The organism is Curtobacterium sp. DN_7.5, from assembly GCF_022655355.1.
In the GTDB taxonomy this organism is placed as follows: domain Bacteria; phylum Actinomycetota; class Actinomycetes; order Actinomycetales; family Microbacteriaceae; genus Curtobacterium; species Curtobacterium luteum.
Map to the genome: position 1 here is coordinate 1211454 of NZ_CP093378.1, position 12055 is coordinate 1223508.

Below are 12055 nucleotides of genomic sequence, written 5' to 3' on the forward strand. Positions count from 1 at the left end.
AGGGCGCACGGACACGGCACCGAACGGGCCGCTACTTCGCTACCACGAAGGAGTCCCCGGTGTCCGCCGAACCCACGTCGACCACGCCCGTCCGCCGCCCGGACCGCGCAGCACCAGCACGGCTCCGCGACGCCTGGCCGGCCCTCGCCGGCCTGTCCGCGGTGTTCCTGTTCGAGATGCTCGACAACGCCGTGCTCACCGTCGCGCTGCCCACCATCGGCCGCGAACTCCACACCTCGACCGTCGGCCTGCAGTGGGTCACCGGGGCCTACTCGGTCGTCTTCGGCGCCACCATGCTCCTGTTCGGCGCCGTCGCAGACCGCTTCGGACGCCGACGGGTCATGCTCGCGGGGCTGACGCTCCTCGCTGCGGCGAGCCTCGCCACCGCGGCCGTGCAGTCTCCGGCCGAACTCATCGCCGTCCGTGCCGCCACCGGGCTCGCGGCCGCGATGACGACACCCGGCTCGATGGCGCTCGCGTTCCGGCTCTTCGCACGCGAGGACCTCCGCATCCGCGCCCTCACCGTGATCTCGACGGCCGGGCTCGTCGGGTTCGCCGTCGGGCCGACCGCCGGCGGCTTCGCGCTCGCCGTCGTCCCGTGGCAGGCCCTGCTGCTCGTCAACGTGCCGGTCGCGCTCCTCGCCCTCGTCGGCGTCCGGGTCGGCATCGCGGCTGACCGGCCGGACGACCTGCTTCCGCACCCCATCGACGTCGCCGGGGCGGTCCTCGGCACCGCCACGCTCGTCGGTGCCCTCCTCACCCCGACCGCCTTCGTCGACGGCGGCACCACGCCCGGTCTGGTCGCGCTCGCCGGCACCGCGCTCGCCGTCGCCGCCTTCGTCCGGCGGGAACGCACGACCGCCCGCCCGCTCCTCGACCTCGCGCTCCTGACACGACCGCTCGTCGCCAGCGGGCTCGCCTACAAGGCCGCCGCTGGCCTCGCGGTGTCGGGCCTGCTGTACCTCACGACCCTGCAGCTGCAGTCCGCACGGGGCTGGACGCCTGCCGCCGCCGCGATCGGGATGCTCCCGATGGTCGCCGTGCTGCTGGTCGGTGGGCGCTTCGTCGGCCCGTTCGTCCAGCGCGTCGGCACCGGCACAGCCGCCTGGACGAGCGCCGTGGCGGTCGTGCTCGGACTCGCCGTCGGCGCGCTCGGGGGTCGCGCCGGGTACGGCTGGACCGTCGCCGCCCTCGTGCTCGTCGGTGCCGGCATGCGCGTCGTGGGCGCGGTCGCGGGCACCGAGGTCCTGCAGGGCCTGCCGTCGGACCGGACGTCCGTCGGCGCCGCGCTCGTCGACACCGCGAGCGAGGTCGCGACCGGCGTCGGGACGGCGGTCGTCGGCACGGTCCTCGCCGCGGTCGTCCCCGGCAGCATCGTCCCGGGCACGTGGACCCCGCGTCGGCTCGCGGCCCTCCAGGACGGCCTCACGCTCGCCGGCCTGCTCCTGACGGCGGTCGCCGCCGTCCTCGTCGGGTGCGGGCTGGCGCGCGCCCACCGGGGCCGCGTCGCGGCCTGACGGACTGGAGGCCCGGTGCGGGTGAGCAGACCCGCTCACCGGCCCCGGGCCTCCAGTCCGACCCCCGGCGCGTCGCGCCCGTCCTCCGACCCCCGCCACGTCGCGGCCGCTCTCCACACCCCGGCGCGTCGCGCCCGTCCTCCGGTACCGTGACGACACGCACCGCCGCGGACCCGCGGCCCGACCCACCAGGACCCGCGATGACGACGACCGACCGCACCCTCGACGGCCCGCACGGCCCCCTGCGGATCCGCGTGCACACCGCGGACGGGCCGGCGCGTGCCGGACTCGTCTGGTCGCACGGCGGCGGGTTCGTGTCCGGTGACCTCGACATGCCGGAGTCGGTGCAGGTCGCCCGCGAGCTCGCCTCGCGCGGCGTGACGACCGTCGAGGTCGAGTACCGCCTCGCACCGAGCGACGAGCGTCCGGACGGCGTGCACTTCCCGGTGCCGCAGGACGAGGTGCGGCACGTCCTCGCGTCCGTCCGCGCAGACGTGTCGCTCGACACCGGCGGCCGTGACTGGTCGATCGGCGGCGCGAGCGCGGGTGCGTCGATCAGCGCGTCGGCCGCGCTCCGACTCGTCGCCGACGGCGCCGCCCCGCGGCAGGTGCTCCTCGCGTACCCTACGGTGCACGCCGAGCTGCCCGCCCCGTCCGACGAGCTCGCCGCTGCCGTGGTCGGCGTCGACCCGCAGCGGCGGTTCACCCCGGAGACGGTCCGCTCGATGAACGCGAACCACGCGGACGGCGCCACGGACGGGGTGTTCGCCGGTGGCGCGGACCTCACCGGGTTCCCGCCGACGTGCATCGTCGACTCCGAACGCGACGACCTGCGGGCGAGCGGCGCGGCGTTCGCCGAGGAGCTGCGTGTCGCCGACGTCACCGTGTCGTACGCGGTCGAGCCGGGGACGTTCCACGGGCACCTCAACGAGGAGGGGAGCGCCGCGGCCCTGGCGACGATCGACCGGTTCGCGGCGTTCCTCCTGACGGACTGAGGCGGTCGCTCCGCCGGGCAGTCGGCACGGCTCCGCGAGGAGGCGTGCGCCGCTGCAGGGGTCGGGCGTCGTGGTCGCAGCGCTGTGCTCGCAGCGCCGTGGTCGCGGCGTCGTGGTCGCAGCGCCGGCGCACCGCCGTCGTCAGGGGCGGAGCACGTCCCAGCGCCGGAGCACCACCCCGGTCGGGAACCGCTGCTCCTCCAGCAGCGCGAGCGACGCCGGACGTCGAACGCCGGAACGCGGGGGATCGAACAGCGGCCGACCGGCACCGAGCACCGCCGGGTGGGTGAACAGCAGCAGCTCGTCGATCAGCCCGGCGTCGAAGAGCTGCGACGCGAGGTCCGCCCCGCCCACCCCGACGTCGCCCTCGGTCTCCTCACGGATACGCGCGAGCTGCTCGATCGCGTCCCCGTCCGACCCGATGACCCGCGTGTCGTGTCCGGCGCTCGTCCGCGTCCGCGACACGAGGACCTTCGGCTGCGCGACGTAGATCTCCGCGTACTCGCGCTCGACCGCGGAGAGCGACTCGTCCGACCGGGCGTCCGGCCAGTAGGGGTCCATCATGTCGCGGACCACCCGACCCTCGACCGAGAGGGTCATCCCCGCGGCTCGGCGGTTGAACTCCCGGTGGAGCTCCTCGTCGATGCTGACCCAGTCGGGGCCGTCGGGGCCGGAGTGCTCCCCGGGGGCGCGCTCGATGTAGCCGTCGACGGACACGTTCATCCAGTACACGAACCGTGCGGACACGGGGACTCCTTCGTCCGGGGTGGTGGCGGCGATGGTACGCGCACCGTGCGTCGTCCCGCACGCGCGCGGGCCGTCCGGTCCGCGGTCCCGCGGCCTCGCGCTCCCCTGCGCGCAGCGCCGCACCCGCGCCGACCGGCCCTTCGCGCGGGAAGACCACCTCCGGCTCGCGGTCCGCTGCGCGAAGCACGGCGGTCGCGGAGCCGCCGCGGATGGGAGGATGCTCCCGTCACGCCCACCGACCACGAGGACCCCATGACGCACGACGACGCAGCGCCGATCCTCGACGGCCGGTACCGGATCGAACGGGTCATCGGCCAGGGCGGCATGTCCGTCGTGTACCAGGCGACCGACGAGGTCCTCCGTCGCCCGGTCGCCGTCAAGGTCTTCCACTCCGGCTCGGTCGACATCGCACGACAGGACGCCGAACTCGGCGTGCTCGCCTCGCTCGAGCACCACAACCTCGTCAGCCTGCTCGACGCCGGTGTCCTCACCAACGCCGACGGCGCGCAGCAGCGCTTCCTCGTGATGTCCCTCGTCGTCGGCCAGGACCTCGAGGCGCGGCTCGGCGTCGGCCCCCTCGCCGTGCGGCACATCGCCGAGGTCGGCTTCGACATGGCCGAGGCGCTGCACTACATCCACGCCCACGGGGTCGTCCACCGCGACATCAAGCCGTCGAACATCCTGCTGGTCGACTACGGCCACGACGCCGACCGGGCTCGCGCACGCCTGACCGACTTCGGGATCGCGATCGCCGAGGGCGCCGAACGCCTCACCGCCGACGGCGTGACGACCGGCACGGCCGCCTACCTCAGTCCCGAGCAGGCCCGCGGCGGCGAGGTCGGCCCGGCGAGCGACGTCTACTCGCTCGGCCTCGTCCTGCTGCAGTGCTTCACGCGCCGTCGCGAGTTCCCCGGCTCGCTCGTCGAGTCGGCGCTCGCCCGGCTCTCGCGCGACCCCGTCGTGCCCGAGCCGCTGCCCGAGCACTGGAAGGAAGCACTCCGGGCGATGACCGCGCAGGACCCGGCCGAGCGGCCGGTCGGAGCCGAGCTCGTCGCGATGCTCCGTGACGTCGTCATGGCGGACACGTCGGCACCCGACCGGGTGGTCGACCCTGAAGGCCTGGAGGCACCGACCGCCCCCATCACGCACGTCCCGGCCCCGACGGGGTCGGGACGCGCCCCGGCGGCGGACGCCGACGCACTGGCGTCCGCTCCCGGGACGGGTGCGCACGCGGCTCCGGTATCGGGGGCACATGCGGCTCCCGTCGGCCGGGAGGCCACCGGCGACCGACCCGCGACCCTCGACGAGCTGCCCGAGGAGGCCCTGCACCGCACCACCGCCATGGCGGCCCGACTGTTCGACGCGCCGATCGCACTGGTCGAGGTGCTCGACGAGGACCGGGAGTGGTCCCAGTCCTGGATCGCCGACGGCGTCGACGCCGCCGCGCGCAAGATCAGCTTCCGCAACGGATTCGCCCCCGTCCCGGAACCCGTCGTCATCCCCGACGGCATCGTGCACCCGGAGATGCGGGACAGCCCCCTCGTCACCGGCCCGCTCGGCATCCGATTCTTCGTCAGCGTGCCGCTCGTCCGGCACGACGGGACCACGATCGGCACCCTCGCCGTGCTCGACGTCCGGCCGCGCGACGCGACCGAGGCCGACCTGGCGAACCTCCGGGACCTCGCGGCGCTCGCCATGGCGCAGCTCGAACTGCGGCAGGAGACCCTGCGCACGACGAGCGACGCGCTGCCGCTCGACCAGCGCGGCTGAGCCCCGGGCGTCAGCCGGTCAGCGCCGCCGCGTACGCCCGGACCGACCGGTGGTACCGAGGCAGCGTCGGTTCGAGGGCCTCGATCGCCACCCGCAGGGCCTCGTCGGTGCGCCTGGCGCTGTGCAGGGCGAGCGCGAGGAAGACCCTCGGCGCCGCACCGGTGGCAGGGTGCTCGGGGGCGTCCCGCAGCATCGCGATCGCCTCGTCGACCCGGTCGAGGTTCCGCAGGGTCGAGGCGTGCTGCACCACCATCTGCGCAGCACGGTCGGGGTCGACCTCGGCGAGGCCCGCCCGGGTGGCGGCGGCGTACTCCTCGTCCGCCGCCGCCTCGTTCCCGGTGGAGTCGTACGCGCCGCCGAGTTCGAAGGCCCCGAGCGCAGGGTGTGGAGCACGGGCAGCGAGGGACCGCATCCGCTCCACCAGTGCATCGTCGTCGAGGTCCGCCGCCCATGTCTCGGCGACGTCGTGCTCCCAGTCCGCGGTGTCCATGCCACGACCGTAGCGAACCCGAGGCGGCCGCCGGATCACGGCCGACCCGTCACCGCCCGTCCCGCACCGAGATGCGGAAGGACCGCACCGACGGGACGTCCGGCCGCACGACCACGGGGGAGCGCCATGCCAGGGCGGACCCGATCGCGGGGTACTCCCCGACCCGGACGAACCACGGGTCACGGTGGCCGAGCGCCGTCACGCGGACCGTCGCCGACCCGCCGTCGAAGTCGGCCGCCCACTCGACCCACGGTGCCACCGACCCGTGCACGGCCTCCTCGCCGACGGCGTCGGGGGTCCGCACCGACACCGCGTCGCAGGGCGGGAACCGCCAGGACAGCCCGCCGTACCCGGCCCCGACCCGACCGTTCGACCCGGGGCCGCCGAGCCGCACGGGGGAGGACCCCGGCGCCCGGAACGACGACGACCAGTCGAGCGTCCACCCGTCGCCGTCGCCGTCGCCATCCCCGGCCCAGGCGATCGTCCGGTCCTCGTGTAGGACGACCGCGCCGTCCGGGCCGCGCCACACGAGCTCCTGCCCGAGGGTGCTGGTCCGCTGCACTGCCTGCACGACATCGACCCGGCCGTGGTCGTCCCGCCACACGTACCCGTCGCCGTGCACGTAGGTCGGGCCGCCCCAGCAGTTCACGCCGTCGATGTCCGGGATCGCGATCCCGAGCCCGGAGTGCCAGTCGTGGTCGCCGGGGTGGTGCGCCGACACCGTCACGCCCGCACGCGTGCGCACCGGGTGGAGGTACGGCCGTGGTGACGACGTCGGGACGGTCCCCGAGCCGTCGAGGACCGTCGCGACCGCTCCGCCGTCCACGCGGAGCGTCGCGAGCACGTCGTCCCGCGCGGTGTGTGCCCACGGAGCCCCCACCTCGGAGAACAGCGCGAGCCGGTCGGCCGCCCGGTCGACGACCCCCTCGACGTCCGCGACGACCGGACGCCTGGTCGGTCCGTCGCCCTCCCACCGCACCCACGGGTGGTCGACCTGCACGGGCTCGGTTGCCCGCACGGCCTCGAGCACCTCGACGAACGCCCCCGTCGACGCGAGCGGCACGAGGAGTGCGGCACCGGAGGCGCGGTGGTCGAGCAGGTTCTCCAGCAGCCCGGTCCGCTCGAACGTGGTGGTCGTGCCGTCCACCGTGACCTCGTCGGTCGTGTACCCGAGGACCGCTCGGCCGGTCGTCCCGGTGACGCGGACGGTCGGCAGCGCCTCGGTCGACGCGCAGAGCGTGAGGGCCGCGGTCGCCTCCCGGCCCGCGGTCGTCGTGACGCGGACTGCCGAGGTGTCGTCACCGTCGATGGGGGCCGCGCGGTACAGCTCGACCTCGACGCGTGCGACGTCGGCAGCCTGACGGCAGCCGACCAGCGCGAGCGCGGTCGCGACGGCGTGCGCGAACGGGTTCGTCACGACACCGTCGAGGACGTCGACACCCGCGACACGCCGTCGGCCCGCCCACCCCGAGCGCGACCAGGAGGCCTGGTCGCGGGTCCAGGTCCCGACCGCGGCCGCCGACCGCACCGGGCCGACGACCGACCCGTCCCGCAGCGCCGGCAGCGCCGCCGACCCGAGGCTCTCGAACCCGACCTGCACGACGCGGCCGGTCCGGCGCTCGGCCTCGAGGAGCAGGCGCAGGTGCGCACGCGTCGTCACCGGAGGCTGCTCGAGCAGCACGTCGGCACCGGCTTCGAGGGCCGCGAGCGTGAGCGGGAGGTGCGTTCCGATCGGAGCGGCGACCACGACGACGTCGACCGGGCCGAGTGCGCGCGCTGCCGTCACGTCCGCGACGACGGGGACGCCCCCGTCGGTTTCCGTCACCAGGGCGGGGTCGACGACGGCGGTGAGCACGCAGCGGCCGTCGGCCGCCAGCTGGGCGATGGTGGCCCGGTGGTGCAGTCCGTGCCCGCGGGCGCCGACCAGGACGATGCCGGGAGGCCCGGTGCCGGTCCGCCCCGCCGGCCGCGGTGCGTCACTGCTCACGCCGCTCACGGTACGCCGCGCACGCGGTCGCGCCGCGGGCCCCCACTCCGGCGCAGCCCGTCAGTGGCGGCGGACGAGCACGACGCTGTCGACGGTGTGGTGCTCGTGCCCGTCCGGTCCGGTCGCGGTGCGGGGGCGCCTGGCCGCCTCGAGCACGTCCCAGCCGGCGTCGAGCCGCAGCGCCGCCAGGTCGTCCTCCGGCGTCGGGAACCGGTACGCGCGCATCTCCTCGGACACCCCGCCGTGCGGAGGAGCGGCGTGCGCGGTGACGAGGAGGTGGCCGCCGGGCGCCACGAAGCCGGCCGCCGCGCGGAGGATGTCGGCGCGCGGGATCTCGACCGGCCACGACTGCAGGAACGACGCCGTCACGAGGTCGAACCGCGCGCTCGTGTCCCACGAGGCGAGGTCCGCCGCGACGAACGCCGTGCGCTCCTCGACCCCGGCACCGACCGCCGCCGCCGACGCGCGGGTGAGCGCCGTCACCGACAGGTCGATCCCGAGGGCCGTCCACCCGTGCTCGGCGAGCCACACGACGTCGCCGCCCTCGCCGCAGCCGAGGTCGAGCGCCCGACCGACGGGGACTCCCGCCGCCACGGTGGCCAGGACCGCGTTGACCCGGCCCGACCAGACACCGTCGCGCTCGGCGTACCGCGCCTCCCACCAGGAGCGGGCGTCGGCACCGGAGGTGCGGGTGTTCGTCAGGTCGTGTTCGTGCACGACACCACTCCACCCGGTGGGACCGGTGCCGGGCAAGGACCGTTGCCGGAACGGCAACCGGGCCGGCCGAGGACGCGTACCGTCGTCAGGCTGGCGTTTCCGCGAGCAGCGCCCCGAGCGCCGCCGCCCCGCGCTCGGCGTCCGCGACCGTGACCACGCGGGCGCTGCCACCCCGCAACCGGACCACGATCCCGGGCCCGGAGCGGGTGACGTACGCGATGCCCCGCCCCGAGATGCGGTAGCCCCAGCCGCCCCACTCGCCCGGGGAGACCTCCCCCCACCCGCACGACTCGATGCGCTCGAGCGGCACGCGCATGATCGGGATGCGGGTCCCCGTCGAGGTGACGCGGAGGCCGCGGCGGTCCACCGTGACCTCGACGCGTGCGAGCACCAGCACGGCCAGGCCCGCCACGAGGAGCACCGCGCCGGAGACCACGGCGGAGCCGCTGCTCGTCACTGTTGTCCACACGGCAGTGACGACGCCGAGCACGATCACCGCGATGCCCATCACGATGAACCACGTGCTGCCGACGTGCGAGCGCCATGCGACCCGGGCTCCCGACGCGACGTCGAGCGACGGAGCCGACCGGACGGGGACGGGCGGTGCCGAGCGCCAGACCGGCGGGACGGAGATCGCCGCCGCGGCGACGCCGACCGCGAGGAACAGCAGCGTCCACCACGGCGAGAAGCGGTCCGCTCCGGTCAGTGCGAGCGTGCCCGTCACGATCCAGGCCGTCGCGAGGACCGGCCCGAGCAACGAAGCGACCAAGACCAGCAGCGCTCCGGTCCGGCGATCCCGCGACCGCAGCGCCAGGACGGTGGTGAGCGTCGACGCCGCACACACCGCCAGGGCGATCCAGAAGAACGGCCACGGTGAGCCGAACCCGTCGGCCCGTCCGTCCGCGCCGAAGTGCGTCGCCACCAGGCTCGGCAGCTGCGGCGCCGTCACCGCCCCGGCCACTGCCAGGGCGCCGAGCGCCACCGTGCTCGGTGCCATCGCCGCGAGTCGCATGCCCGTGGTCGTCCGTGCGGTCGTCATCGTGCCCCCTGGAGCATCGTCATCAGTTGGTCGAGCGGCACCCCGAGGGCGTCCGCCTGGTCACGCAGCTCCCCGACGAGGCTGCGGAGTCGGTCGAACGAGGCGTTCCCGGAGCGGAGCACCGTCGCGCCACGCCCCCGTCGCAGCTCGATGAGCCCGTCCTCCTGCAGTCGCGCGTAGGCACGGAGCACCGTGTGCATGTTGACGTCGATCGACGCGGCGAGGTCCCGAGCCGACGGCAACCGGTCACCGGCTGCGAGATCGCCACGGGCGATCGCGACACGCACCTGGGCCGCGACCTGCTCCGCGAGGGACACCCGGGCCGCGGGATCGACGGTGATCAACATGTTCGTATTCTATGCAAACAATCCGTCGAGCGCACGCCGGGGAGGACGTGGGCGGCGGACCGGCGGCGTGCCTCCAGGCCGGCCCCATCCGGATGGCGCGGATCGCGTCTGCCTGAGTGCTCGGTCCGTGTGCGACCTCCGCCGCGCGCGTAGCGTCCGAAATAGCAACTAGTCCGTTCTGTGTCCAGCAAGTGCGTGAATCGACCAAGTGGTGCGACGTGCACGGGCACCATGATGTGGATTCAGGGAGCACACCATGACCAAGTACGAGTCGGACGACGCGGTCCAGCCGGCCCGCATCACCACCTACCGGAGCCTCCGGAAGGCCGCTCGTCGCGGTTGGGCGGTCGAGGAGACCCTGCCCACGCCGTCGCTGGCCGACCTGCGGTGGCCCGAGGCGACGAGCGGATCGAGGACCCGGTGAACGGCGCGGCCCGGACCCGTCGTCATTCGGCAGAAGAGGTCGTCCGCACGGTCACCGACCCGCACGAAGCCGTGGTGCTCATGCGCGAGGTCCACAACGGCCGCGACCTGCGCTTCGACGACCACAGCGGGTTCGGGTTGCGCTACCGGACGATGAGCGACGGGCGGGTGAGCCTCCGGACGGCGTCGTCGACCTCGCGGTTGACCGGCATCCTGCAGCCCGAACGCCAGTACGTCCTCCTGTGGGCCGTGGACGGTGGGACGGTGATCGACGCCGATCGGCCCGACTCCGTCACGATGCGGCCCGCCGTCCCGGTGGCCTTCCCCGCCGGACGGGAGTTCGCGATCGACGCCGTCCCCGGCACGCACCACTTCGTGCACTTCACCGCGGACTTCCTCGAAGCGGTCGCGACGAAGGACTCCGACGCCGCGCCGCGCCCGCTCAACCTGCCGATCGTCGTCGAACCGGATCGGCTCGGCCCGCTGCAGGAGGTCGTCCGGGCCGTCGCGCCGGCGTTGTTCGACCGGTCCACGGTCGGTGAGACCCGGGACGCCCTCGACCTGATGCTCGCGGAGGCGGTGCTCGCCGCGTTCGAGCCCATGCCGGACGGCCACGTGGCGGGCCCGCACGCCAACGGCGTGCAGCGCGCCAAGACCTTCATGCACGCGCGGTTCGACCGAGCGCTCACCGTGCCGGAGATCGCCGAGGCGGCAGGGGTCAGCGTCCGGACCCTCCAGGAGGGTTTCCAGCGGCACGAGGGACTCACCCCGATGGCGTTCCTCCGGGAGATACGCCTCGAGAAGGCGCGGCTCGGCCTGCAGCTCGCGGACCCCGACGTCTCCTCGGTGGGCGCGGTGGCGCTGTCCTGCGGGTTCAAGCACATGGGGCGGTTCTCCGGGGCGTACCACGAGGAGTTCGGGGAGTACCCGGCCGAGACCCTGCGGCTGCGAGGTCGGACCGTCGTCCGCTGACCGTCTTCCAGTGCGTCCTCTCCGCAGATCCCGAGCGCACTGATGGGGGAGCGCGGCTAGCGTCGAGGCATGCAGCCCGACACCCGCCCCGGACCGACTTCGAGCGGCTCCGTGCGGGGCTTGCGGCGCGATATCGTCCGCGTGCGCGGCGAGGGGCAGCCGGTGCTGGTCCTGCACGGCACCCCCGGTGGGGTGGACACCGCGGACGTCATGGCCCGCTTCCTGCCGTCCGACGGCTTCCGGGTCGTGACGGTCTCCCGTCCCGGGTACCTCGGCACGCCGGTCCGGCACGGCCGCAGCAGCCTCGACGACGATGCCGACCGGGCGGTCGCGCTGCTCGACCGGCTCGGCATCGAGCGCGTCGGCGTGCTCGCGTGGTCGGGCGGCGGGCCCAGCGCCTACCGGCTCGCGATCCAGCACCCCGAGCGGGTCTCGTCGCTCGTCGTCGCTGCGGGTCTCTCCGCGCGGTGGGCGCCGCCGCGGGCGACCCCGGCCGAGTGGTTCGTCACGCAGACCCGGCCCGGCGCCGCGATCTCCGCGCTGGCCGCCCGTGTCGCCCCGGCCGCTGTCGTCCGTTCGGCCGTCGCGGGCGTCAGCTCGCTGCGGGGTGACGCCCTCGACGCGCACGTCCGCGACGTCATGGCGGACCCCGTCCGTCGGCGGTTCGTCCTCGACCTCGCCGCCACGGGCAACAGCTCGGGTCCGCACCGCGACGGGTGGCGGAACGACGTCGAGAACCTCGGTGCGATCACGACGCTCGACCTCGGGTCGGTGCAGACGCCGACGCTCCTCGTCCACGGTGACGCGGACACCGACGTCCTCCCCGAGCACAGCGAGCGGGCGGAGCGTGAGATCCCCGGCGCCGAGCTCGTGCGGCTGCCGGGCGGGACCCACTTCGCGGTGTGGGACCACCACGACGCCGCGGCCGTCCAGGAGCGGGTCCGGGCGCACCTGCGGCGCTGACGCCGTCGCCTCTCGAAGCCGCGGTCCGACCGCCGGCACCCCCGCCGCGCTCCGCCTCAGCCGCCGCGGCCGCACAGGCCGGTCGTCC

General features: G+C 74.8%; 12 protein-coding genes. 6 read left to right on the forward strand and 6 right to left on the reverse strand.

Annotated features, from left to right (window positions below; translation table 11 throughout):
- The first annotated feature begins 59 nt into the window (after positions 1 to 59).
- The gene (locus MON03_RS05675; RefSeq protein WP_277927279.1) at positions 60 to 1517 is read left to right on the forward strand and encodes an MFS transporter; all 1458 of its coding nucleotides are present in this window, start codon (positions 60 to 62) and stop codon (positions 1515 to 1517) included.
- Between the two features lie 200 nt (positions 1518 to 1717).
- Positions 1718 to 2512, forward strand: coding sequence for an alpha/beta hydrolase (locus tag MON03_RS05680; protein ID WP_242090978.1), 795 nt, complete (start codon positions 1718 to 1720; stop codon positions 2510 to 2512).
- A gap of 141 nt (positions 2513 to 2653) precedes the next feature.
- Here the strand turns inward: MON03_RS05680 and MON03_RS05685 are convergent, their stop codons facing one another.
- Positions 2654 to 3259: a dihydrofolate reductase family protein gene (locus tag MON03_RS05685; protein WP_242090980.1), complete on the reverse strand. Its 606-nt coding sequence runs from the start codon at positions 3257 to 3259 to the stop codon at positions 2654 to 2656.
- Positions 3260 to 3511: 252 nt separating this feature from the next.
- On the opposite strand from MON03_RS05685, the gene MON03_RS05690 reads away from it, so the two are divergent.
- On the forward strand, positions 3512 to 5029 hold the full coding sequence (locus MON03_RS05690) for a protein kinase domain-containing protein (protein ID WP_242090982.1): 1518 nt from the start codon (positions 3512 to 3514) through the stop codon (positions 5027 to 5029).
- A 10-nt stretch (positions 5030 to 5039) separates the two neighbouring features.
- Here MON03_RS05690 and MON03_RS05695 read toward each other — a convergent pair whose 3' ends face one another.
- The 5 genes from MON03_RS05695 to MON03_RS05715 all read right to left on the reverse strand — a co-directional run bounded on the left by MON03_RS05695 (position 5040) and on the right by MON03_RS05715 (position 9609).
- A complete protein-coding gene (locus MON03_RS05695; RefSeq protein WP_242090983.1) occupies positions 5040 to 5519 on the reverse strand; it encodes a tetratricopeptide repeat protein in 480 nt (159 codons plus the stop codon).
- A gap of 49 nt (positions 5520 to 5568) precedes the next feature.
- Positions 5569 to 7506 (reverse strand): DUF6807 family protein, encoded by a 1938-nt coding sequence (locus MON03_RS05700; RefSeq protein WP_242090984.1) that lies wholly within the window; start codon positions 7504 to 7506, stop codon positions 5569 to 5571.
- A 60-nt stretch (positions 7507 to 7566) separates the two neighbouring features.
- Positions 7567 to 8223: a class I SAM-dependent methyltransferase gene (locus MON03_RS05705; protein WP_242090985.1), complete on the reverse strand. Its 657-nt coding sequence runs from the start codon at positions 8221 to 8223 to the stop codon at positions 7567 to 7569.
- 85 nt (positions 8224 to 8308) lie between these two features.
- Positions 8309 to 9262, reverse strand: a complete 954-nt coding sequence (locus tag MON03_RS05710; protein ID WP_188889180.1) for a DUF1648 domain-containing protein — start codon at positions 9260 to 9262, stop codon at positions 8309 to 8311.
- A complete protein-coding gene (locus MON03_RS05715) occupies positions 9259 to 9609 on the reverse strand; it encodes a GntR family transcriptional regulator (protein WP_022904668.1) in 351 nt (116 codons plus the stop codon). The genes MON03_RS05710 and MON03_RS05715 overlap by 4 nt, the downstream gene beginning before the upstream one ends.
- 256 nt (positions 9610 to 9865) lie before the next feature.
- On the opposite strand from MON03_RS05715, the gene MON03_RS05720 reads away from it, so the two are divergent.
- The 3 genes from MON03_RS05720 (at position 9866) to MON03_RS05730 (ending at position 11967) form a co-directional block, all read left to right on the forward strand.
- On the forward strand, positions 9866 to 10033 hold the full coding sequence (locus MON03_RS05720; RefSeq protein ID WP_242090986.1) for a hypothetical protein: 168 nt from the start codon (positions 9866 to 9868) through the stop codon (positions 10031 to 10033).
- Complete coding sequence (locus MON03_RS05725) at positions 9997 to 11004, forward strand: helix-turn-helix transcriptional regulator (RefSeq protein ID WP_242090987.1); 1008 nt, start codon at positions 9997 to 9999, stop codon at positions 11002 to 11004. The genes MON03_RS05720 and MON03_RS05725 overlap by 37 nt, the downstream gene beginning before the upstream one ends.
- Before the next feature lie 69 nt (positions 11005 to 11073).
- The gene (locus MON03_RS05730; RefSeq protein ID WP_242090988.1) at positions 11074 to 11967 is read left to right on the forward strand and encodes an alpha/beta fold hydrolase; all 894 of its coding nucleotides are present in this window, start codon (positions 11074 to 11076) and stop codon (positions 11965 to 11967) included.
- Positions 11968 to 12055: the final 88 nt, after the last annotated feature.